At 59.8% G+C, this 20,975-nt stretch carries 32 protein-coding genes; 14 read left to right on the plus strand and 18 right to left on the minus strand.

The annotated features are described in order from the left end of the window. The 8 genes from ACO9S2_RS15945 to thiS form a co-directional block, all read right to left on the minus strand. Nucleotides 1-414 (minus strand): Mov34/MPN/PAD-1 family protein (locus ACO9S2_RS15945; protein ID WP_423723389.1); only part of this gene is annotated, 414 nt, incomplete at its 3' end. A gap of 5 nt (nt 415-419) precedes the next feature. Then, on the minus strand, nt 420-1,223 hold the full coding sequence (gene moeB / locus ACO9S2_RS15950) for a molybdopterin-synthase adenylyltransferase MoeB (protein ID WP_423723390.1): 804 nt from the start codon (nt 1,221-1,223) through the stop codon (nt 420-422). A 2-nt stretch (nt 1,224-1,225) separates the two neighbouring features. Next, entirely contained in the window at nt 1,226-1,471 is a 246-nt protein-coding gene (locus tag ACO9S2_RS15955) for an NIL domain-containing protein (protein ID WP_423723391.1), read from the minus strand. Nucleotides 1,472-1,473: 2 nt separating this feature from the next. Next, a complete protein-coding gene (locus ACO9S2_RS15960) occupies nt 1,474-1,746 on the minus strand; it encodes a MoaD/ThiS family protein (RefSeq protein ID WP_423723392.1) in 273 nt (90 codons plus the stop codon). Next, complete coding sequence (thrC, locus tag ACO9S2_RS15965) at nt 1,743-2,993, minus strand: threonine synthase (RefSeq protein ID WP_423723393.1); 1,251 nt, start codon at nt 2,991-2,993, stop codon at nt 1,743-1,745. Before thrC ends, ACO9S2_RS15960 begins: the two co-directional genes overlap by 4 nt. A gap of 27 nt (nt 2,994-3,020) precedes the next feature. Continuing rightward, entirely contained in the window at nt 3,021-3,833 is an 813-nt protein-coding gene (locus tag ACO9S2_RS15970) for a HesA/MoeB/ThiF family protein (protein ID WP_423723394.1), read from the minus strand. A 103-nt stretch (nt 3,834-3,936) separates the two neighbouring features. Continuing rightward, nucleotides 3,937-4,860 (minus strand): cysteine synthase A, encoded by a 924-nt coding sequence (gene cysK / locus ACO9S2_RS15975; RefSeq protein WP_423723519.1) that lies wholly within the window; start codon nt 4,858-4,860, stop codon nt 3,937-3,939. 2 nt (nt 4,861-4,862) lie between these two features. Next, nucleotides 4,863-5,063, minus strand: a complete 201-nt coding sequence (gene thiS / locus ACO9S2_RS15980; protein WP_423723395.1) for a sulfur carrier protein ThiS — start codon at nt 5,061-5,063, stop codon at nt 4,863-4,865. Nucleotides 5,064-5,211: 148 nt separating this feature from the next. Here thiS and ACO9S2_RS15985 point away from each other — a divergent pair, with 148 nt between their 5' ends. The 5 genes from ACO9S2_RS15985 to ACO9S2_RS16005 all read left to right on the plus strand — a co-directional run bounded on the left by ACO9S2_RS15985 (nt 5,212) and on the right by ACO9S2_RS16005 (nt 9,051). Next, nucleotides 5,212-5,589, plus strand: coding sequence for a hypothetical protein (locus tag ACO9S2_RS15985; RefSeq protein ID WP_423723396.1), 378 nt, complete (start codon nt 5,212-5,214; stop codon nt 5,587-5,589). Next, nucleotides 5,586-6,155, plus strand: a complete 570-nt coding sequence (locus ACO9S2_RS15990; protein WP_423723397.1) for a phospholipase D-like domain-containing protein — start codon at nt 5,586-5,588, stop codon at nt 6,153-6,155. Before ACO9S2_RS15985 ends, ACO9S2_RS15990 begins: the two co-directional genes overlap by 4 nt. An 11-nt stretch (nt 6,156-6,166) precedes the next feature. After that, on the plus strand, nt 6,167-7,447 hold the full coding sequence (locus ACO9S2_RS15995; protein WP_423723398.1) for an FAD-dependent monooxygenase: 1,281 nt from the start codon (nt 6,167-6,169) through the stop codon (nt 7,445-7,447). A gap of 90 nt (nt 7,448-7,537) precedes the next feature. After that, nucleotides 7,538-8,302 carry a hypothetical protein gene (locus ACO9S2_RS16000; RefSeq protein WP_423723399.1) on the plus strand — a complete coding sequence of 255 codons (765 nt, stop codon included), beginning with the start codon at nt 7,538-7,540 and terminating at the stop codon, nt 8,300-8,302. Then, nucleotides 8,299-9,051 carry a TPM domain-containing protein gene (locus ACO9S2_RS16005; protein WP_423723400.1) on the plus strand — a complete coding sequence of 251 codons (753 nt, stop codon included), beginning with the start codon at nt 8,299-8,301 and terminating at the stop codon, nt 9,049-9,051. Before ACO9S2_RS16000 ends, ACO9S2_RS16005 begins: the two co-directional genes overlap by 4 nt. 53 nt (nt 9,052-9,104) lie before the next feature. Here ACO9S2_RS16005 and ACO9S2_RS16010 read toward each other — a convergent pair whose 3' ends face one another. Together ACO9S2_RS16010 and ACO9S2_RS16015 are read right to left on the minus strand one after the other, a co-directional pair. Then, nucleotides 9,105-9,581 carry a DUF5069 domain-containing protein gene (locus ACO9S2_RS16010; protein WP_423723401.1) on the minus strand — a complete coding sequence of 159 codons (477 nt, stop codon included), beginning with the start codon at nt 9,579-9,581 and terminating at the stop codon, nt 9,105-9,107. 125 nt (nt 9,582-9,706) lie between these two features. After that, on the minus strand, nt 9,707-10,381 hold the full coding sequence (locus ACO9S2_RS16015) for a DUF3386 family protein (protein WP_423723402.1): 675 nt from the start codon (nt 10,379-10,381) through the stop codon (nt 9,707-9,709). 253 nt (nt 10,382-10,634) lie between these two features. Between ACO9S2_RS16015 and ACO9S2_RS16020 the strand changes: the two genes are divergently transcribed. After that, nucleotides 10,635-10,994, plus strand: coding sequence for a hypothetical protein (locus tag ACO9S2_RS16020; RefSeq protein WP_423723403.1), 360 nt, complete (start codon nt 10,635-10,637; stop codon nt 10,992-10,994). A gap of 32 nt (nt 10,995-11,026) precedes the next feature. Here ACO9S2_RS16020 and ACO9S2_RS16025 read toward each other — a convergent pair whose 3' ends face one another. Then, nucleotides 11,027-11,323 carry an ATP-dependent Clp protease adaptor ClpS gene (locus tag ACO9S2_RS16025; RefSeq protein ID WP_423723404.1) on the minus strand — a complete coding sequence of 99 codons (297 nt, stop codon included), beginning with the start codon at nt 11,321-11,323 and terminating at the stop codon, nt 11,027-11,029. Between the two features lie 31 nt (nt 11,324-11,354). After that, nucleotides 11,355-12,035: a hypothetical protein gene (locus ACO9S2_RS16030; protein WP_423723405.1), complete on the minus strand. Its 681-nt coding sequence runs from the start codon at nt 12,033-12,035 to the stop codon at nt 11,355-11,357. A gap of 34 nt (nt 12,036-12,069) precedes the next feature. Here ACO9S2_RS16030 and cax point away from each other — a divergent pair, with 34 nt between their 5' ends. Then, entirely contained in the window at nt 12,070-13,143 is a 1,074-nt protein-coding gene (cax, locus tag ACO9S2_RS16035) for a calcium/proton exchanger (protein WP_423723407.1), read from the plus strand. Nucleotides 13,144-13,154: 11 nt separating this feature from the next. Here the strand turns inward: cax and ACO9S2_RS16040 are convergent, their stop codons facing one another. After that, entirely contained in the window at nt 13,155-13,361 is a 207-nt protein-coding gene (locus tag ACO9S2_RS16040; RefSeq protein ID WP_423723408.1) for a hypothetical protein, read from the minus strand. A gap of 111 nt (nt 13,362-13,472) precedes the next feature. Between ACO9S2_RS16040 and ACO9S2_RS16045 the strand changes: the two genes are divergently transcribed. Beyond that, nucleotides 13,473-13,832 carry a hypothetical protein gene (locus tag ACO9S2_RS16045; protein ID WP_423723409.1) on the plus strand — a complete coding sequence of 120 codons (360 nt, stop codon included), beginning with the start codon at nt 13,473-13,475 and terminating at the stop codon, nt 13,830-13,832. 21 nt (nt 13,833-13,853) lie between these two features. Here ACO9S2_RS16045 and hemW read toward each other — a convergent pair whose 3' ends face one another. Together hemW and ACO9S2_RS16055 are read right to left on the minus strand one after the other, a co-directional pair. Beyond that, nucleotides 13,854-14,984: a radical SAM family heme chaperone HemW gene (gene hemW / locus ACO9S2_RS16050; protein WP_423723410.1), complete on the minus strand. Its 1,131-nt coding sequence runs from the start codon at nt 14,982-14,984 to the stop codon at nt 13,854-13,856. Nucleotides 14,985-14,987: 3 nt separating this feature from the next. After that, nucleotides 14,988-15,254, minus strand: coding sequence for a hypothetical protein (locus ACO9S2_RS16055; RefSeq protein WP_423723411.1), 267 nt, complete (start codon nt 15,252-15,254; stop codon nt 14,988-14,990). Between the two features lie 65 nt (nt 15,255-15,319). On the opposite strand from ACO9S2_RS16055, the gene ACO9S2_RS16060 reads away from it, so the two are divergent. The 3 genes from ACO9S2_RS16060 to ACO9S2_RS16070 are packed head-to-tail and all read left to right on the plus strand — an operon-like array spanning nt 15,320 to nt 16,552. After that, nucleotides 15,320-15,550: an FmdB family zinc ribbon protein gene (locus ACO9S2_RS16060; RefSeq protein WP_423723412.1), complete on the plus strand. Its 231-nt coding sequence runs from the start codon at nt 15,320-15,322 to the stop codon at nt 15,548-15,550. Nucleotides 15,551-15,560: 10 nt separating this feature from the next. Beyond that, nucleotides 15,561-15,881, plus strand: coding sequence for a hypothetical protein (locus ACO9S2_RS16065; RefSeq protein WP_423723413.1), 321 nt, complete (start codon nt 15,561-15,563; stop codon nt 15,879-15,881). An 11-nt stretch (nt 15,882-15,892) separates the two neighbouring features. After that, entirely contained in the window at nt 15,893-16,552 is a 660-nt protein-coding gene (locus ACO9S2_RS16070) for a hypothetical protein (protein ID WP_423723415.1), read from the plus strand. A gap of 60 nt (nt 16,553-16,612) precedes the next feature. Here ACO9S2_RS16070 and ACO9S2_RS16075 read toward each other — a convergent pair whose 3' ends face one another. After that, nucleotides 16,613-17,494, minus strand: coding sequence for a formylglycine-generating enzyme family protein (locus ACO9S2_RS16075; protein ID WP_423723416.1), 882 nt, complete (start codon nt 17,492-17,494; stop codon nt 16,613-16,615). Further along, entirely contained in the window at nt 17,494-18,243 is a 750-nt protein-coding gene (locus ACO9S2_RS16080; protein ID WP_423723417.1) for a TenA family transcriptional regulator, read from the minus strand. Before ACO9S2_RS16080 ends, ACO9S2_RS16075 begins: the two co-directional genes overlap by 1 nt. Nucleotides 18,244-18,303: 60 nt before the next feature. On the opposite strand from ACO9S2_RS16080, the gene ACO9S2_RS16085 reads away from it, so the two are divergent. The 3 genes from ACO9S2_RS16085 to ACO9S2_RS16095 all read left to right on the plus strand — a co-directional run bounded on the left by ACO9S2_RS16085 (nt 18,304) and on the right by ACO9S2_RS16095 (nt 19,814). Then, a complete protein-coding gene (locus tag ACO9S2_RS16085; protein ID WP_423723418.1) occupies nt 18,304-18,588 on the plus strand; it encodes a hypothetical protein in 285 nt (94 codons plus the stop codon). 88 nt (nt 18,589-18,676) lie between these two features. After that, nucleotides 18,677-18,913 carry a putative signal transducing protein gene (locus tag ACO9S2_RS16090; protein WP_423723419.1) on the plus strand — a complete coding sequence of 79 codons (237 nt, stop codon included), beginning with the start codon at nt 18,677-18,679 and terminating at the stop codon, nt 18,911-18,913. Between the two features lie 163 nt (nt 18,914-19,076). Then, entirely contained in the window at nt 19,077-19,814 is a 738-nt protein-coding gene (locus tag ACO9S2_RS16095; RefSeq protein ID WP_423723420.1) for a pseudouridine synthase, read from the plus strand. A gap of 110 nt (nt 19,815-19,924) precedes the next feature. On the opposite strand, the gene ACO9S2_RS16100 is transcribed toward ACO9S2_RS16095, so the two are convergent. Further along, the gene (locus ACO9S2_RS16100) at nt 19,925-20,518 is read right to left on the minus strand and encodes a Tll0287-like domain-containing protein (protein ID WP_423723421.1); all 594 of its coding nucleotides are present in this window, start codon (nt 20,516-20,518) and stop codon (nt 19,925-19,927) included. Nucleotides 20,519-20,975: the final 457 nt, after the last annotated feature.

Raw genomic sequence — 20,975 nt, forward strand, 5'->3', positions numbered from 1 at the left:
GGTGGGGGTGGGCAGGTTGATTTTCGGCCAAATCTCTTCGTAGTCGGTGGCGATCTTGATGTCGGTCATAGACGGACGGGCAGGGTCGTGCGGATGGGAATGATAGACGACCTGCAGGTCGAGCCCCCTGGTTCGCATGTCCTTTTTAGCGCCGGAGAAGTCCTGCATGTCCATCACAAAGGCAATCTCCGCGCGCTCGGCTGGCGATAGCCGTTCCAGATGCGCGGCTTTGGAAGGGTCGAACGATGACAGTTTTTCGGCCCCTTCAAGGGCCACGATATTCTTGATTCGATATAGATGGGTGACTGTACCGCCCGTTCCGGCGAGGAGCCCGCAGCATTCGTAGGGGGCGAGTTCCTTCGCATGGGAGACCATGTCGTCGAGAATCGTTTGGGGAATGACGAGATCAGCCACGATAGCTAGATGGTGCAGCTGACTGCATAGTCAAGGTTCAAGTCCTTGATCTTCGGATTCGGGCCGCAGAGCGGGCAGGCCGGATCTTTGGGGCGGCTGACTTTGCGGAACTTCATGTCCAGCGCGTCATAGATCACGAGCTTATCTGCGACGGTCTCGCCGATGCCGAGAATTTCCTTGATCGCTTCGGACGCCTGGAGAATCCCCATGGTGCCGGCGAGGACGCCGAGCACGCCGGCTTCCTGGCAATTCGGGACGAGCCCGGCAGGCGGCGGTTCCGGATAGAGGCAGCGATAGCAGGGATAGCCGGCGTGGGGCTTGATGGTCGTGAGCTGCCCCTCGAACCGGAACATGCTGGCGGACACGAGCGTCTTCTTGGCGAAGAAGCAGGCGTCGTTGACCAGAAACCGGGTTGAGAAGTTGTCCGATCCGTCGAGCACGATGTCGTACTGGGAGATGAGCGGAAGAATATTCTCGGCATCCACCAGCTGGTGATAGGTGTTGATCGTGATCTCCGGATTGATGGCGGCCAAGGTCTTGCGGCCGGATTCCACCTTCGGCTGTCCGATGGTCGCGGTCGAATGCATGATCTGGCGCTGGAGGTTCGACAGATCCACGACATCGCCGTCCACGAGGCCGATCGTGCCGACTCCGGCGGCGGCCAGGTAGAGGGCCGCGGGCGAGCCGAGGCCGCCTGCGCCGATGAGCAGCACCTTGGCGCGCTTCAGTTTGAGCTGCCCTTTACCGCCGACGTCCTGGAGGATGATATGGCGGCTGTAGCGTTGGATTTCTTCTTCGGATAAGTTCATCGTTATTCGACCACGTTCAGTTCGATCGGATCGACGACGCAACCCTTCTTGCGAAGGCCTTCGAGCGCCCGCTCGATTTCCGCCGTCTCCCCCGAGAGTTCCACATCCACCCAGCCGGTGGTTTCGCGCACGTCGGCGCGGCGGACGTTGGTGACGACGTTGTACTCGCGGCCGATCTGGTAAATGATCGGTTCCTTGACCTTGTCTTCCGGAAAGCGGACATGAAAGCGTAAGTGTGATTGTGACATGGTTAGCCTCCCGCGATCGCCGGGACAATGGAGACTTCGTCGCCGGCTTTCAAGGCGGTGTCTTTGCCCTTGAGAAAGCGGATGTCCTCCTCGTTGACATAAATGTTCACGAACCGGCGCAACTCACCGCTGTCATCGCAGAGGCGCGCCTTGATGCCGGGATACGAGGTCTCCAGCGTGTTGACCATATCGGCGATGGAGCCGGCCGCGATATCCACTTCGCCCTGGTTCTTGGTCAGAGGTCTGAGAGGAGTCGGAATACGGACTTTAATCATGCGTCACCACCACCGTTCTTTCCGAGTTTAAAGGTTTTTTCAAATGCCACCAGGCTCGGTTGAATGCGGGTCGGCCGTCCGACGGCGTCGATGACCGCTTCCTGCGTCTTCAATCCGTTGCCCGTGATATAGGCGACTGTCACTTCGTTCTTCTTGATCACGCCCTGCTTGACCAGCTTTTTCAGCACGCCGATGGTCACTCCGCCGGCGGTTTCGGCGAAGATGCCTTCGGTCTGCGCGAGCAGCTTGATGCCGTCCACCACTTCCTCGTCGGTCACCATGTCCATTGAGCCCTTGCTCTCCGCGGTGGCTTTGAGCGCGTAATAGCCGTCCGCCGGGTTGCCGATGGCCAGGGATTTGGCGATGGTCTTCGGCTTCACGGGCTTGAAGAAGTCGCGTCCTGCCTTGAAGGCGGTAGAGATCGGCGAGCACCCTTCCGCCTGGGCGCCGTTGATCTTCGTGTGCACCTCGTCGATGAGCCCCACATATTTCATTTCGTGCAGGCCCTTCCAGATTTTGGTGAGGAGCGAGCCCGAGGCCATGGGAATGACGACCTGATCCGGCGTCTTCCAGCCCAGTTGTTCCACCGTTTCGAAGGCGAGGGTCTTGGAGCCTTCCGCGTAGTAGGGGCGGATGTTGATGTTCACGAAGGCCCACCCATGTTCGCCGGCGATTTCGCTACAGAGCCGGTTCACATCGTCGTAGTTGCCTTCGACTTCCACCACATGGGGCTTGTAGATAAGGTTGCCCAGCACCTTCGCGGCTTCCAAATCGCCGGGAATGAAGACATAGCAATGGAGATTGGCGGCAGCGGCGTGCGCGGACACCGAATTGGCCAAATTCCCGGTCGAGGCGCAGGCGACCGTCTCAAATCCCAGTTCGCGGGCCCGCGTCAGCGCGACGGCGACGACGCGATCCTTGAAGGAGAGCGTGGGATGATTGACCGTATCGTTCTTGATGTACAGCTCGTCAAGGCCGAGATAGGCGCCGAGATTCCTGGCGCGGACCAGCGGCGTCAGCCCGGCATGCGGCCCCACGAAATTGGTGCCTTCGACCGGCAATAGATCGACGTAGCGCCACATGCTGTGGGGGCCTTCCTCGATCTTCTTACGCGAAATCGCCTTCTTGATCTCCTCGTAGTTGTACTTCACTTCGAGGGGACCGAAGCACATTTCGCAGACGTGGATGGCTTTGGTGGGATATTCCTTCCCGCATTCCCGGCAGACCAGCGCTTTCATCTTTGACATAGCGATACCACCCTTACAAGTTAAACACTACGGACGCACGGCACAGCCTGCGTAGGGATCTCCGTCGTCGAACAGTTCGGTGATCGTCGGATGTTCGCCGCAGAGCGCGCAGTTCGGATTGCGCTTCACTTTGATTTCACGGAATTGCGTCTTCTTGGCATCGAAATCCAGCAGCCGGTCCGTCAAGGGGCGGCCGATGCCCAGGATGAGCTTGAGAGCTTCGGTCGCCTGGATCGTCCCGATGATTCCCGCCAAGACGCCGATGACGCCCGCCTCCTGGCAGGAGGCCACCAGGCCCGGCGGCGGCGGTGTCTTGAAGACGCAACGATAGCAGGCGGACTTCCCCGGCACAATGGTGGTCACGCGGCCGTCGAACCGCAGGATGCCGCCGTGAATAAGCGGTTTGTCGGCGAAGAAGCAGGCATCGTTGATCAGGAACTTGGCGGTGAAGTTATCGACGCCGTCGATGATGACATCGTACTCGCTGAAGATCTTGAGCGCGTTCCCGGCGGTCAGGCGCTCCTCATACATCTTCACGTCCACGTCGGGATTCAACGCCTGAATCTTTTCTTTGCCGGAGACCACTTTCGGCCGACCTACGTCGGACGTGTGGTGGAGGATCTGCCGCTGTAAGTTTGTCAGGTCCACGACGTCGCTGTCGATCAGGCCGATTGTGCCGACTCCGGCGGCGGCCAGATACAATGCGGCTGGCGAACCCAGGCCTCCGGCGCCGACCAGGAGAATCCTCGCCTTGGCGATCTTCTTCTGGCCCTTCCCGCCGACTTCGGGCAGGAGGATGTGCCGGCTGTAGCGGTTGATTTGTTCTTCAGTAAATTCCATATGAGACTGTGACGTGTGATCAGTGATGTGTGATGAGGGTATGCTTCAGTCGTTCATCTGACGGAGGTGACTCATCACCGATCACTCATCACCCTTCACCTCACTAAATATTAAAATACTTTTCAATGCTGATGTAGCGTTCGCCGGTGTCGCAGAGGATGGTGACCACGTTTTTCCCTGGCCCCAGTTCGTCGGCGACCTTTTGTGCGGCAAACACGTTGGCGCCGGCCGAGATGCCGACCAGCAATCCTTCCTTCTTCGAGAGCTGCTTCGCGGTCTGATAGGCCTCATCGTCCGTTACGGTGATCACGCGGTCCAGAATCTTGCGGTTCAGCACTTTCGGAACAAAGCCGGCTCCGATGCCTTGAATCTTGTGGGGACCTGGGTCGCCACCTGATAAAACCGGTGAGCCGGCCGGCTCCACCGCGATGACTTTCACATCCGGGTTCTTTTCCTTGAACAGTTCCCCGCATCCGGTAATCGTGCCGCCGGTGCCGACCGCGGCCACGAAGGCGTCGATCTTGCCGTCGAGCGCATCCAGAATTTCCGGCGCCGTCGTCATGCGATGCATCGCCGGATTGGCCGGATTCGAAAACTGATCCGGCATGAAATAGGTCGGGTTCTGGGCCAGGATGCTTTCGGCTTCCTTGATCGAACCCTTCATGCCTTCCCAGGCGGGCGTCAACACCAGTTGCGCGCCATAGGAGGAGAGCAGGCTGGCCCGCTCCATGCTCATGCTTTCCGGCATCACGAGGATCAGCTTGTACCCGCGCACCGCGGCGACCAGCGCCAGACCGATGCCGGTATTCCCGCTGGTGGGCTCAACGATCGTGCCCCCCGGCGTGAGCTTGCCCTGCCGTTCGGCCTCGTTGATCATGTTGAGGCAGATACGGTCCTTGACGCTACCGCCAGGGTTGAAAAACTCCACTTTGCCGTAGATCGTCGCGGAGCCGGGCTTCGACAGCCGGTTCAACCGGACGAGCGGGGTCTTCCCGATCAGTTCGGTGATCTCCTTGTGCATGATCATCGTCACCGGCCACCTCCCATATAGAAGAGGAATTCCACCTGATCGCCCTCATTGAGTTGGGTGGTGGCGAGGTGATCCCGGTCGATCATCTTGTCGTTGACTTCCACGGCAACCATCTGCGGTTCAATCTTTTTCAGTTTGAGCAAATCGAGGACATTTCCGCCCTGAATTTCCTCTGCTTTTCCATTGACCTTGACCTGCATGGATTCTCCCAAGTTGGCCCAGAGATTAATGAATTCAAGAAGTTAACAAAGAGCCTTCGTTATTGTCAAGGTGACGCCGGGCAGGGGAGTTGCTTGACTTTCTTTCCGGCCAGCCTACAGTATGCCGCCTTCTCGGAGGAGCGATCTCATGTGGAAGCAGAATTTCATGTTTCGGGCGCTCGAAGCCACCCCCTTGAAGGAGTCGGAGCAGGAACTGTTTCATGACACCGATCCGGCGATGGATAGCGCGGGACTCCAGTTGGAAAAGTTCTTGTCGGTGTGGATTCAGGGCGACGGCGACGAGGAGAAACCCTCGGCCTACACCAACTGCTATGTCCGCACCGCGACGCTGGACTTTCAAAAACGCGTGGGTTTTCTCCAGCCCTTGCAGGGGCGCTCGCACCAGATCAAGCAACAGCTGACGGCCGGACAAAAGGAATTTCTCCGCGGCTGGTTGAGCCGTCATGCGCCCCGGGCCTGGGAAGCGTCCGACGATCATTTTCGCGACCTGTTCGAAGCCGAATGACGAGGCCGTCGTTGCCGATGCGGCATCGTGGATGGAGCCGGCTCAGCGCGGCGTTGCTCGTCGTGGTGGGTGTTGTCGCCTGTGCGGGCGGCCCGACCGCCGCCGCCACGATCGACGTCTACTACGCGCCTGAAGATGAACCGCTGACCAGGCTGTCGAAACTCTACGATCGCGCAACGCGCTACATCTATGTGGCGGTGTACGGACTGACCTCTCCGATCGCGGTCAAAGGGCTGGTGGAGGCCAAGAAGCGGGGCATCGACGTGCGGGTCATCACGGACCGGGAGCGGCTCGAGGATCAGAAACAAAAGACCGCGGTCGAGACGCTGCATCTGGCCGGTATTCCGATCCTCGTCAATCAGCACGACGGCCTCATGCATTTGAAACAGGTGGTGATCGACGACGAAATCAACGCCTCCGGGTCGATGAACCACACCGGCAGCGGCAATCGGTACAACGACGAACGGTTGGATGTGATCCATGATCGCGCGATCTCGCTGAAGGCGCGCGACAAATTCCTGGCGATGTGGAAGGACGGGCAGCGCTATCGCCCGTGGAAAGAATAACTGATCGTACGATGGCCGGCACGATGATCGAAACCGACATTGCGGTCGTGGGAGCGGGCGGCGGCGGGGCCGTGCTGGCCCTCGCCCTGGCACAGAAGGGCATCAAGACCCTCATCATCGAGCAGGCCCCGGGGCCGCCGCAGGGGTTGCGCGGCGAAATCCTCCAGCCGAACGGCCAGCACGTATTGGATCGGCTCGGTCTGCTGAACAAGCTGCCGGGTGAGTCGACCAGGACGGTCAGAAAATTCCACTTCTGCCGCGTCGGCGGCGAACGGCTCTGCACGGTGGATTACGGAGATTTGCCCGCGCCCTACAATCGGGCCGTCGTGACCTTGCCGAACGTGGCCCACCATGCGATTCTCGACGCCATTCAAGCCGAGCCCTCCGTCGCGCTCTGGTATGGCGCCAGCTTTGTCCGCCTCGTGAAGGAGGGGACTCAGGTCACCGGTTTAGTGGCGAAGCGCGGCGACGATGAGGTGACGATCCGGGCGAAGGTCGTGGTGGGAGCGGACGGAGCATTTTCTAAAGTGCGGGCGGCGCTCGGCATTCCCGCCGATCTCCATCTCTATCCTCAAGGCTATCTCATCGCGATGCTGGACTCGCCGCTCCCGGTGACCGAAGCGAAGTACTTTGTCGGGAAGAAGACTATCCTCGGTCTCTTTCCCGCCGCCGGGGACAAGGTCTATTGTTTCTATATGATTCCCGCCGGATCGTATGATCAGGTGAAGGCTCAGGGGCTGCCTGCCTTGCAGCAGGCCTGGACGGCGATTGATCCCATGCTGAAGCCGCTCTTTCGGCGATTGACCGACTGGAATCAGACGGCCTTCATGCCGACCGGCCGGGTGCGCACGCCGACCTGGGTGGCGGACGGCGCGCTTCTGATCGGCGATGCGGCCCATGCCATGAATCCGCACGCGTCACAAGGGCGCATGCAGGCGATGGTCGATGCCATGACCGTGGCCGACTTGCTGCCGGAGTGTTTAGCGAAGCAGGACTTTTCCGCCGCGACCCTCAAGCACTATGAAGTTGCGCGACGGCCGCAGGTCACAATGTTGCAGCGGCTCGCGGACGAACAGGTGTTGTTCTGGAATACCGCGAATCCGGTCCTCGGGTTTCTGCGCGACCGGGTGTTTCGCACCCTCGATCGGAATCCGCGGCTACGGTATCGCGTCTTGACCACCACGGCGGGTATGAGACAGACGGCTCCCTTTTCATTGGTCGATCGAGTAATGGCGGCGGGGTTCCTGCCAGATCCCTTCGCCGGGAATCCCGAAACGGGAGCAGTTCGGTAAGAGAAGGGGTTTATCAATCGCATGAGGCCGCCGAGGGCCTGCCGGATCATCGTGCCTTCTCATGCGGCAGCAGGAAGATGAGGTAAGCACATGGCGCCGAGCGAGTGGGTAATCGAAGGATTGCCGGAGGAGTCTCAACAACAGCTGCGCGGGTACGTCAAAGACGTGCGCGCGACCTATGGGGATCAGCTCGACGGGATTCTCCTCTACGGCAGCGCCGTCCGCGGGGAATTTGTGACGGGCCGGTCGAACTTCAACATCGTGCTGGTGCTGAAATCCTACGCGGGCGAGTCGCTGAAGAAATACGGCGCGTTGCATCGCCGGTGGGCGAAGGAACAGGTCGTGGTCCCGTTGTTTCTGACGCGGGACGACCTGCAGGCGGCCTCGCTTGTGTTTCCGCTCGAATATCTGGAGATTCTGGAACATCATCGCGTGCTCTGGGGGCAGGATCCTTTCGTCGGGTTCAAGGTGGATCAACGGTATCTGGCGGGAGAAGTGTTGCAGAGTCTGCGCGGAAATCTGCTCCGTCTGCGACAGCGCTATGTCGAGGGCGGCGGCACCGAAGAGGCCATCACCATTCTTCTACCGCTGTCAGTGACGACGCTGTGTCCTCCATTGCGCGGCCTGCAACGGCTGCTGGGCCGTCCGGTGCTGTCACAGAGCGAGGCGCTGTTAAACGATATCGAAAGCCATCTTGCGGTCGATGGTTCCGGACTGCGCGATGCCCTGCTGCTGAAACGCGGACAGATCTCACCGGGGCAGAAAGAAATCCCGCGGTTGTTCGACCGCTATGTGGAAGGCCTGAGCCAGCTCGTCGCCAAAGTTGAATCTCACATCGGACAGAGAGCCTCATGATCCACTCCTGGCGAATCGTCCCTCTGGCGTTCCTGTTGGTGCTGTATCAGGGGCTGGTCTGCTTCGAGATCGGCCATGCGGCGCTCTACGACCGGCCCAAGGAACGGCCGAAGCTGCCGAGCCCGATGGGCTATGTCAGCGACCATGCGCAGGTGCTGGATGAGGATTGGAAAGCGCGCATCCGGTCTGTGTGTCAGGATCTCGAGCGGAAGACCGGCGTGGAGATGGTGGTCGTGACAGTGCCGACACTGAAGCCCTACGAAACCGCCATCGAATATGCGACTGTGCTGTATGAAAAGTGGGGCATCGGATCCGCCCAGCAGGAGCATGGGGTGTTGGTGCTCGTGGCGGTGCAGGAACGGCAGGCGGCGATCACGCTGGGCCGCCAGATGCTGCCGGTCATTACGCCTCCGGTCATGAGCGAAGTGGGCGGCGGCACGCTTCACCCGGCGATTCAGCTCGGGCACTTCGGCGAAGGTCTCTATCGCACCGTCGTGGCTCTGGCGACACCGGCGCAGGAAGTGCGGGTCGGCACGCTGGCCAAGCACCATTTCAAAGGTGTCGGTTTCTGGATCACCCTCTTCACCAGCATCGGGGCGCTCTCCTTTTTCTGGTGGATCAGCCGCCCGGACCTCCGCCATCCCTATCGCCGCATCCAGCAAGGCGAGTATTGGGGCACCGGCCAGGGAGGTTTCGGCGGCAACTGGGGCGGCTTCGGCGGCGGCACGAGCGGGGAGGGATATAAATAGGCTTGCGACTGGCGCGGAGTCAATGTCGAAGGGCTCTGGCGGGTATTCACATCCTACGGACTTCGTCTCGGCACCGGCCTTCCTTCTTCTAGATCTTGCAGGTCCGACCAAGCTGTCAGGTCGGTTCGCGAGGGATCGACGGCATCCCGGCACTTATTGAAATAGGCCTGCTTCTCCGGTGTGCTCGGGCCACGCCTCAACATCGTTTCGTTCCACTCATCCAGTTCAGCCTGCTGGTGAGGTTTCGCGGCACCGCGGAACCATTTGGCCACACCTTCGTCGGTGGGATTCGTCTCGACTGCCGCTGTGAACTGCTCATGCGTAATGCCCGCGAATTCCATGAGCCGGAAGTCCATCGGGCAGGGGTAGATGTATTCCCCTTCGGTGCCGGCCAGCACCGCGCGGCATTTGTCGATCATGCGCGCGAGATGGACGTAGCCTTCCAGCTTGAATCGCATGCTGCGGGGGAATGATGTCCGAAGATCCATGCTGGATGTTGAAAAAGCCTGCCAGCTTCGTTCTCGGCTCATCGAAATCCTCAACGTACCCCTGAGGGTACGCCTCCGGGTTCGATTCGCCTGCGGCCTCGCTGGACGGCCTTTTTGACCATCCAGCGGGCAGCGATCTCATGGCACGGGCTCTCGCCGCTCCTTTGTTACACCAGCTTATGATTGGTGAAGGTAAGGCTCTTCACGACGACTTCGCCGTTTTCGTAGGTGATGATGCGGCGGGTAGCCGGCAAATCGGACGATCCCACGCGGACGTGGGTGTCGGTGAAGCTTTCGACGTTGTTCAGCTTCCCGTCGGTCGGGGAGTAGTAATACACCGTGTAGCGGGTTGTCAGGTTTTTCTGATCCTGCGTGACGGCGCTTTCTTCGACATTGATTGTAAAGGCAAACGGGGTCATCCCCGGGTGCGCCATCTTCCGGTTGATCTGGGTGATCCGGTTGTCCTTGATGCGATAGAACGAGTTTGATCCGTGGATATCGAGTCTGGTGCCGAATGGGTGACCGTCCTCTGACATCGTGAGGGAATACTTTCCGTCTGATTCCTCAAAGCTCCGTGGTCCCCGGTGCACGGCGATCATGCCGAGCTGCTCCTGGGCCCACTTCTGCACCTCGGCATCGCCGAGTTGAACGGAGACTTCCCGCGGGCCCTTGACCATGACGGGGCCTTTGGTTTCCTTCCCGTTGATGTTCACGGTGAGGTCGGCGGTAAAGCCTTTGAAGTCCGCTTGCCAGCGGGCGGTCTTCTCAAACGCCTGGCGGAGGAGTTCGCGGGCCTTGGGATCGTCGACAACGGTCGATTGCGGGGCTGCATGCATGGACATGGTCGGTTCTCCAGTTGATAAGGTGCTGGGATTATACCTACCCGCTTCGATGGGGCTCAATGGGGACCGGTGATGATGGCGGGATTTCTGTCCGGTGAGCCTCTCTGCCGGTCGTTTTGAGGCGCCGTCCATGTTTCTTTTCAATATGTTTTAAAATTCCTGTGTTTTCTGATATAGTTCGGCAATTTTTTGCGCTGGACCAGGTGAGGACTAGCGCCCGACGTTGAGGCGTGCCAGAAAAGGATGGAGTGGAATGGAACGACGCGCGGCTTCCCACACTGAAGAAGAAGAGATGAATCAACGCCGCAAGCTGTTGAATGCGGCGAAGAGGGGCGATCAAAAAGCGGTTGCCAAGCTCTTTGAACTCTATCAGGTGCGGGTGATGAACCCCGATCAATTGACCAAGATCAACAAGGTCTATGCGGCGATGCCGTTGCCGGTGAAAGCCTCGAAGTCCGGCAAGTCGTCGGCGAAAGGCGCCAAACAGGCTCCGGCCAAGCCCGCGGCTCCGGCGAAGGCCGTGAAAACGGCCAAATCAGCGAAGCCGGAGAAAGCCGCCAAGCCCGCCCCCAAGAAAACGGCGAAGCAACCGGCGAAACGCAAGGCCAAGTAGTCGCTGGTTCTCACTGCTCGCGTGATGCTCTCTTACTGGACGGCGACATTGAGTCCTCCGCCGGCCAGGCCCGCCGCGATCTGCTCCGCCTTCTCCTCGTCCCCTTCGAAGACCATCGCTTCCCCCTCATGATCGATCCGATAGGCCAGCTCAAACGCATGCGATGACGACATGCCCGGTACGTACCGGCACAGCAGGGTAATGACCTGCTGGTAGGTGTGGCAGTCGCAATTGTAGACGATCACGCGGGCTTCAAGCCCATGACCGGACCAGGTTCCCGTTTCTTCGGTGACATCGGGTGTGGCAAATGGGATGGACTGTTTGGGCATGGAAAAATCTTAGCAGAGTCCGGTGTGGAGGTTAATACCCTGTCCTGATCACCAGATGATTGGAGAGGGTGAGGCCTTCCCGTGCGAGCGTTCTGGAGAGCAGGTGACAATGGGCGGACGAGTCTGTCGTGGCCGCGAGGTGATGCGTATTCGTCAAGGCGATTGTGTAGCGCAACGCGGCGGCCGTCTTGATGAGCGCCAGGCCGTACTCAAAACGATAGGCTGTCTCTCCCGCTAGCCTTTTCTCACTCAGTTCCCGGACCTCCTGGACGGTAAAGGGATGCTGTCGGAACTCCGGGCTCATCAGTCGCAGCAGGGCCGCGGGACCAGGCACAAGATCACGGCCGATGCTCATGGCGTGCGTCGGATCGAAGAGCCCCCGCTGAACCCGCCGGTCTTCCTTGAAAGCCTGATGGAAGAGGGTGCGCCAGTCTCGATCGGCAAGGTCCCGGTCGATGGCGTTGCGGGTTTCGTCCATCAGCGGTCCGCTGACGTTGTACCCTTGGATGATGCGGCCGCCGGTCACGAGTTCCGGAAAGAATCCACCCATGCGATCTTCGTAGGCGGTGGTTCCTGAAAAGGGGGTCAATCGGAGCGCCATGTAGTCGCGAAAGTGGACACGCTGAAAGCGGGACAGCAAACGCCGGAGTGTCTCCGCATGGCAGAGGTGAAACGGATAGAACAACGCGTCGGTGTGGAGGGCGGGTTTCATCGACAATCGCGCAATCTCATGTTAGGTTTCGCCCATGAAAAAGATTTTCACGTCCTGGCTCGATGTGCTGCTCGTGTGTATTCCGTTGGCACTTGCGCTGGAATGGCTTCAGGTCGATCCGCTGTATGTGTTTATGGCCTCCGCCCTGGCCATTGTTCCTCTCGCCGGCATGCTCGGGCGCGCCACCGAACATCTCACCTCCCATGTGGGGGCCGGTGTCGGCAGCCTGCTGAACGCCTCCCTCGGGAACGCCGCGGAGTTGATCATCGCGCTGGCCGCGTTGCGCGAAGGCCTCCATGATGTCGTGAAAGCCTCGCTGACCGGGTCCATTCTCGGCAACATTCTCCTGGTCCTCGGCGCTTCGATGGTGGCCGGCGGTCTCAAGTTTGAACGGCAGAAGTTCAACCAGACGGCGGCGGGCATGGGCTCCAGCCTGCTCCTGTTGGCGGCGGTCGGCTTGATCATTCCCGCGCTGTTCCATTTCACGGCCGCCGACCGCGGGGTGACGATCGAACGGGAACTGAGTCTGGAAATCGCGGTCGTGCTCTTCGTCATGTACGGCCTGAGCCTGCTGTTTTCACTGAGAACGCATCGCCACCTGTACGCAGGGGAATCGCATGACGCGGAGGATCTCGGGGAACAGCCCTGGAGCTACAGGATGTCGGTGGCCGTGTTGACCGTGGTCACAGCCTTGATTGCCGTCATGAGCGAACTGCTGGTCGGCGCCATCGAACCGACGGCGCACAAGCTGGGTCTGACGCAGGTGTTCGTCGGCGTGATTCTGGTGGCGTTGGTCGGTAACGCGGCTGAACATTCGACTGCGGTCCTGGTCGCCATGAAGAACAAGATGGACTTGGCCTATGGAATTGCCGTGGGGTCGAGTCTTCAAATTGCTCTCTTGGTCGCACCCGTCCTGGTCTTTGCGAGCTACCTCTTCGGGACTCCGCTGGACTTGATCTTTACGCCATTTGAAGTGGCGGCCGTCACGATTTCGGTGTTTGTTGTGGGCTTCGTCGCGATCGATGGGGAGTCGAACTGGATGGAGGGCGCCATGTTGGTGGGCGTCTATGCGATGCTGGCGATCGCCTTCTATTTCCTGCCCGCCTGATGTTGGGGCGATTACACCTTGTCCATATCGATCACTTCGGTCGCGTCCCACAGATTCTTCCATTCGGCATCCGCCAGATCCTTTTCCCGATCGATATGCGTTTCCTCCCCGAAGGCTGGGGGGCCGGTTTCGGCTGCCGTGGCGGGCTGGTGTTCGGACGAGCTTGCTTCGACCTGATCTTTTCGTCGCTTCTTGGCTGGGTCCATATTAACGGGCATGAGTCACCTCGATTGACTGTGAGATAGTCTCGCCTTCCCGGATGCTGCTTGTCAATGACCGGTTCGATGCTGATTGACCGGGGTGGGGGTGGCTGGTAGAGTTTCGGGCCTATGCTGGATGGACGTGTCTGGTGGCCGCTGTTTCCGCTGCTCTTGCTGCTCGTGGTCGTCTGTCTCACCTGGGCGCTCGTGGCGGCGGCGCGCGGAGGCTTGAAGGGCAAAGCGCTGTGGCTGCAGATCGGGGCGTTTTCCTGCTACATCCTTGCAGCCCTGTCTGCCATTGCGAGTGAACGGGGCGCTGTTTCCGTCCATCTCCATCGGCCCTTCTCTCTCTTAACGCAGGCCTGCCTCCTTTTCCTTGTGCTGAACCATTGGAGGGGAGGGAAGCGGATCCTGCTGTGGGTCAATGTGCTGGCCTGGGCCGGCATCCTCTGTGACGCCGCGCTGCATTACCTTGTCGTTCGCCGGTAGCGGAATCGTTTCAAATCCATTTCAGAAGAGTTCTTCCGCCACGCTGTCGGCGTAGCGCCGGCCGAGGGCGGTGAGTCGAATCCGTTCGTCTTCTACGATGATCAGGCCCTTGGCCGTGAGTTGCTCGATGGCGGGTTGTTGAGCGGGATGATCCAGGGCCGTCTCACGCGGCACGCCTGCGAGCAGCCGCAGACCGAAGATCAAGGCATCCCGTCGTTGTTCCTCTGGAGAGAGGCTGGTGCGATCCGAGACGGGCAGGCGGCCTGCCCGTAGATGATGGGTGTAGGTTTCGAGATCCGCCACGTTTCCGAAACGCACCCCATCGACATAGGATTGCGCGCTCGGGCCCAGCCCGAGATAGTCCTGGTTGGTCCAGTACAATTGGTTATGCCGGCAGGCGAAGCCGGGCCTGGCGTAGTTGGAAATTTCATATCGGGCCAGCCCCGCCATGCCGAGGGTGGATTCGGCGGCGGCCTCCATGTCGATTTGGAGCGAATCGTCCGGCGCCGGCGCGAGTCCCTTGGCAACGTCCAGGGCCAGCTTGGTTCCTTCCTCGATGGTCAGGGCGTAACAGGAGACATGGGGTAGATCCAGCTTGAGGAGTGATTGCAGGTTGTCGCTCCAGGACTCCAGGGTCTGTCCCGGCAAGCCGTACATCAGGTCAAGATTGATGTTCGTGAATCCGGCGGCTCTGGCGTTGGCAACGGCTTGTTCGGTCTCAGCCACTGAGCCTGGCCGGCCGATGGCTATGAAATCCTTCTGGTTCATCGATTCGGCGCCGAAGCTGATCCGGGTGACTCCCGCGTCCGCCAGGATGCGCAGATCGTCTCTGCCGACCGTCGATGGGTGGGCCTCCACGGTGACTTCAGCCTGTGGGCTCACGGGGAAGGTGCGCCGGATGCGGTCGAGCAGAGTGGCCAATCGTCTGGCGGGGATCACGGTCGGCGTGCCGCCCCCAAGATAGACGGTTTGTAAAGGCCGATCGCCAGGTAGGCCCTGCGCACGATACAGGTCCAGTTCGCGTTCGAGTGCGAAGAGGAACGAATCGAGCCGGTCGCCCTTGGGGATTTCCAGATAGAAGGCGCAGAAGTGGCAACGTTGCCGGCAGAAAGGGATGTGCAGATAGAGTCCGATGTCCGTTCGTTGTTCCATCAGCTAAATTCTGAACGGTTGAGGCGTTGTGAAGTCTCGTTCAAGTGCTACTTCAATTTCATCCTGAGCGGACTTTCCTCGATTTCGAACATGCGCGCTCCATCCGGGGTGGCGCCGCAAGGACTCAAAGACCACCTTGATGATGTCCGGCTTCATGCGCGTTTCCCACTCACGCGTCCAGGCCTGGTGATCGTCATCCCCTTCATAGTCGTCGGGGAAGCTGGCTTCGAGACTGAATTGCAGCGTGAAGGTTTTTTCTTCTCGGTACATGGGGCCTTTCATTGCGATCCGGGCGCGGCGATTTTATAATGGGGCCAACAAAAGGAGTCGTATCCATGCCTATCTTCGAATATGTCTGTAGCGAATGTAAACACCGCTTCGAGCTGCTCGTTCAGGGCTCCGTCGAAGCCTCCTGTCCCAAATGCAAGGCCACCAGGCTTGAAAAGCAATTTTCGGCATTCGGAGTCGGCGCCACGGGCGGCTGGGCGTCTCCAGGCTCGGGCGGGGGCGGTTCCTGCGGCAGCTGCGGCGATCCGCGCGGCCCCGGCGCCTGCTCGATGAACTGAGTGGCGGCCGATGGAGTCTGAGGCCGTACTTCAACGAGCAATCGGGACCATTTCCCAATCGGATCCGATCATCAAGCTGCTGCAGCAAGTGAAATTGGGGAAGATGAAGCCGGCGGATGCCGGCTTGCGCGCGATCGTCGAGGCCTGGTTGGGGACCTACCAGAAAGTCCTTGCCACTCCCGGTTTGACGAAAGCCGCCCTCAACCGGATCAACCCCTCTCCGCGGGTCGCCGTGCTGATCGAGGCGGGTGTGCTGCAAGCCACCCAGCCTTCGGTCCAATCGCTGGAGTCGGCGTTTTCCCACGCTCTGGCTCAGGCCCCAACCGAATAAGCGTGCCTGCAATGCGGTGTCTGTCTTTTCTCTTATCGGCGGTCATGCTGGCGGCTGGGCCGGCGCTTGCGGCTGAAGAGGTATCGGGGGTTGGTCCGCTCCAGATCAGGTCTGTGAGGGAGTTCGCCAAGACGCTCGCGAACGATATCCGCTTCTTGGACGATCCTGCCTCCATCGAATCTTTCTTGGCCGCCCTGGATGGCGAGCCTCCCGATTGGCCGACGGTGTACGGCCAGGGCCATCATGATCCGGGGCACGATGAACGGCTGTTCAATCTGAATCGCGCGCGTGATGCCAAGCGGGAGGGGAACCCGGCGCTTCAGACGCGGATTGCATTCGTCTGGTCGGGCGAATTGTCGCGATTCGATCCCGAGACCGGCGGCTATTCGATTGCACTCGGCCCTGTGTTCACCGCGACGCGCTGGGGGGTGGTCCGGTTCAAGCCGGAGGATCTTCCCGGTGAGTTGCGCGCCGTGCCGGACCCTGAGCAGGCGGTTCGAGTGAAGGGGTTGATGGATCGTGGGGAACCGGTGGAGCCAGCCGTACTGTTCATCGGGCGGCTGATCCCCGGGGAGTCTCTTGTCTACGACTTCTCACACGATGAGGGAGGGCTGGGCCTCATCATGCCCTTCGTCCGCATCGAACAGGTGCATTATGTGTGGGACCGCTGATCTGCTCGGATCTTCGGTCGCGATGCGGCGAGGGCCTAGCTTTCCCAGGTTCTTCAAATATCAGAACGCATCCCTGGCGCAGCGGAATCCTGTGCCGCTCGGACGGCTGTCCATCGGGCCCCAATCCCGGTCGGTCGTTCGAAGACTGACTGCCGGTTTCAACCAGGACCCCCCGCGCATCGCCTTGATCGCACCCCGCCCGGGGCCGGGCGGATCGTTCAGCGGCGCAGATCGATAGTAGTTGGGATCGTACCAATCCTGCACCCACTCCGCTGCGTTGCCGGCAAGATCGTGGATGCCGTAGGGGCTGATTCCTGAGGGAAAACTGCCGACCGGCAGGGTCAAAATCTCACCCTTCACCCCCTTCTCTTTCGCAAGACGGGCGCCGTCTCCCTTCACCCAAAAAGCGTCCCAATCGGCGCCGCTATGAAAGTCGATTGTGCGGCCAGCCCAATAACTGGCGCTGTTCGCTTTGGTGAAGTCCCAGTCGTTTCCCCAGGGATATCGACGGCCGTCCGTTCCCCTGGCGGCTTTTTCCCACTCGGCTTCGGTGGGGAGCCTTTTCCCGGCCCAGCGGCAATAGGCGACGGCGTCCTCCCAGCTGACATTCACGACCGGGTGAGCCTTGACCTGGGGCAACGGGACTCCATGGGCCCACAACGTCGCCGAGGGTTGCGCATTCTCCGGCATGCGATGGCCTGTGGCCTGAACAAAGCGCAGGTAGGCCTCATTCGTGACTTCGAAGCGGTCGAGAAAGAAACCGCCGACGAACACGCGGCGCTCAGGGTGTTCATCGGTCAACCCGTCACTGCCCTCCGGCGTCCCCATCGTGAACTCTCCGGCGGGGATCAGGGCCATGGCTGCGGGAAGTTCGGAGCTGATGGCTGATGGCGAACGGCCGATGGCAAGCAGCAGGATGAGGAGAAAGACCTGCGCCGCCATCAGGGTTTCTTCAAACCGCAGGCCTTGGCGACTGCGTCCCGGTACGCGAGCCAGAGGCGCAGGCTCTTTTTGAGACTGGTCAGAACGGATTGCTGCTGGGCGGCGGAGGGAGTGTATTCGATCACCATCTTATAGGCGTCGTGCCGGTGACCGGCCTCCACGAGCTGGTGTGCGCGGATGAGATTCATCGAGTCCGGATGGGCTCCATGAAAGCGCACCAGGGGATGATTCTTGATCGTGGTCTCGATCTCTTCCACGGTCTTTGGCTTGGAAGGTTCCCGTAACTCCTTCCGATCCTTGATGCTGCCTTCGACGAAGACGGTGAGTGTGGCGGCTCCGAGCACCCATTGCTTATGGGTGGACATGCGGTCGAGCCAGGCGCGATAGGCGCGGCTGGCCGGCAAAGGCCGGACACGCTCAAAGTCTTTGGCGGAAAATCCCAGCCCCTCCATCATCGCGAGGAAGAGTTCCGGATGGGATTGGCCGAGCGAGAGCCCGCCCGTGTCTTCTTCATAGATGTTTTCGGCGAGCATGCGGCGCACTTCTTGCGGGGGATTCTGGCCGTGGATGCGCGAAAGGAAGACGGGAAAGTCGCGCACGTAGACGAAGTATTCCTGCTGGAAGTGAATTTTCAGCTGGTCCTTGGTGAGCTTGCCGCTCGCAAAGTGGTCCCAGGCCCAATGGTGTTTGCCGTCCATGATTTTCAGGAGAGCTTCAAGGAACCGGGGTTGTGTCAGTCGTGCTGTCATCGTACCTTGCCTTCCTGAAGGCCGCCTCGTTAGAATCCGGCGGCCAGATGAGGAGCTGTGATGAATCCCATTACCATTCAAAATCCGGACGACATTTTGACCCTGCTGGCCGACGTCGCGCTGCGCGGGCCGGGGTTTTCCACCGAGTGCCTGCTGGATTATGTGCTTGAAGAAGGGTTCACCGAACCGATCTTCTTGAACGCCAGCGGCGAAGATCCTGCCGCCTTCTACAAGGGCCAGCCGAATGCCTGGGCCGTGTATCAAGTGCGCGAATGGAAACGGGTGTTGACCGTTTCAGGCGGCCCCGGGCAGGAGCGCCGTGCTCGCATTACCGAAACCCCGTAGCTAAGGGCGAGTGTAGAGGGGACTCGGGAAAAGTGCAAATGCCGGCCTGATTTGTCCGGCCATCCGTGTCGGGGGAACCGGGGGACCCATGGCGATGCGCTATCTGACCACAGCTCAGGACATGGGCGAACTTGCGATCATCAAGAGCCTGTGCGAGGCGAACGCCATTTCCTGCTTCTTTCAGCACGAACACATCAGCAGTCTTTATCCCGGATGTTCCGCCCTGCTCTGCCGGGTGTTGGTCGACGAGTCCGATTGGGTTCGGGCCGATATCTTGTTGCGCCGCCTTCGGATCCCTCTTCGCGAGATCGAGCCGTCGCCGTAGCGGGCATGTGTCCGTGATGGGAAAAGAATGTCCGCCGTCGGGCTCGAATGAGTCTATGGTGTTGCCCGGCTCTGAGCCCGTCGCCTCTTTGTAGCCTGCGTATTCACAACCGAGAGACAATCCGCGTTCAGCCCTCAGGCTTCATAACCGAGCACAGTTCACGATGTCATCCAGGCCCGCTCTTTCCGCGAAACGGTACACGGTGGATCGATTGCTCTCGAAGCTGGGCATCGCGTCCCGTGGCAGTAGCCAGGAATGGGTCCGCGCCGGGCGGGTGCAGATCAACGGGCGCGTCGTCCGCGATCCGGCGACCTGGGTCTTGTGGCCCAAAGACGCCATCTCGGTCGATGACCGGCCGATTCACGATACGGCCAAACGATTTCTGCTCTTCCATAAACCCAAAGGGGTCATTACGACGCATAGCGATGAAAAGGCCCGGAAGACCATCTTTGATGTGTTACCGGCGGACCTGGGCTATCTGCATGCCGTCGGGCGGCTCGATCAGGCGACCAGCGGGCTTCTCCTGCTCACTAACGATTCAACCTTGTCGAGCTATCTCACCGATCCCGCCAATAAAGTGATGCGGACGTACCTGGTGTCCGTGCGCGGCGAATTCTCCGAGGCGCAAGCCAAAGAAGCCATTGTGGGGGTCCTCGATGCCGGCGAGCGCCTTCAGTGCCACAGCGTGAAGATTCAAAAGAGTTCCGGCCGCGAGTCACATCTGGAAGTGGTTTTGATCCAGGGAAAGAACCGGGAAATCCGCAGGCTGTTCCTGGTGCTGGGACATGAAGTGACCAGGCTTAGGCGTATTCAATACGGCCCATTCAAGCTGGGAGATCTTCCGCCCGGCGCCTGGCGCGAGATCCCGATCGAGGACGCAAGGAAATCGCTCAGACTGTGAGTGCCCGTTGCGCTCGGTGAATAGCTGGACGCTGAACAATCTTGCGGCCATCCGGATGGGAGCGCAAGATTGTCCGGTCGTCGAGCATAGTGATCTCTACACAGTCATGTCTATTTCACGGGAATGCTGATCACAATAGCGCCCATGACATCATTGATCTTGAAGTCCCGTTTGGGGCTGTCCGGATGCGCATTGTGACAGCCGATGCAAGCCTGGGTGACAGCAAGATCCGCATAGACAGCCTGGAAGTAACGGGCTCCTCCTTCCTTCACAAAACCGGTATGGGGTGTGGTCGGATGAGTGAGCACCGTACCCAGACCTGTCTTCTCGAACTCGCTGGTAGCCACGTTCCGCTTGTTGATCGGCCAGAGGCTGATCAATTTATACTGTATGCCGTGGCCTTTTCTCGCCATGACGCGGCCAGACTCGATCAGGAATTGAGCCGGTAGCGGCAGCGTATTCTTCTGCTCCCAGTTCTCCGAGGCCACGACCACCCCTTTGATCTGCATCCGCTCAACCACGTGCTTCGTGTACACCTCGCGGTCCGCTTCGATCACGGCGTGCACATAGTCCGCCACCATTTCGACCGGCAGACTCACCGATGTCCCTTCCGTCGTGGCGCTGCCCGGCGCGACAAAGCCGACGACGCCCAATCCGAAGACCGAGATGAGAACTCCCCTGAGTACTGTGCTGGAGGATGTCATACAAACCTCCTTGGTTGTTTTCATGGACCGGTCGGTGTGTGCCACCGCCCTTCCATGAAACGATGAGGGGCTGTGCGAAAAACCGGTGTCGTGTTTCGTCGTTCTCTGCTGTATACGCAGAGCGAGTTCTGTGCCGTACGTACCGGTGATGAATTGCCAGCAAATGCTAAGATAAACCAGAAAAGCCTGTCGGAGGATGGTTAAATACGTACCGAAAGAGATTCAGTGATGTATCTTTCTCGATAGCAGGGCAAGAGATCGTGCTCTCATAGAAAGACTGAGAAAGGGGGGCGCTGGGATAGTTCAGCCAGGAAGGAAACGTCCGCTATCGCTGCGGTTCGTAACGGGAGGGGAGGAGGGTGCGGTGGTTGGAATGATGTAGACGCATGTCAGCTGTTCGTGATGGGCGGCGGCATATCATCACTGCCCTGTCTGACACCGAATTGACACTGCGACA

Source organism: Nitrospira sp. NS4 (genome assembly GCF_049546785.1).
Taxonomy (GTDB): Bacteria; Nitrospirota; Nitrospiria; order Nitrospirales; family Nitrospiraceae; genus Nitrospira_D.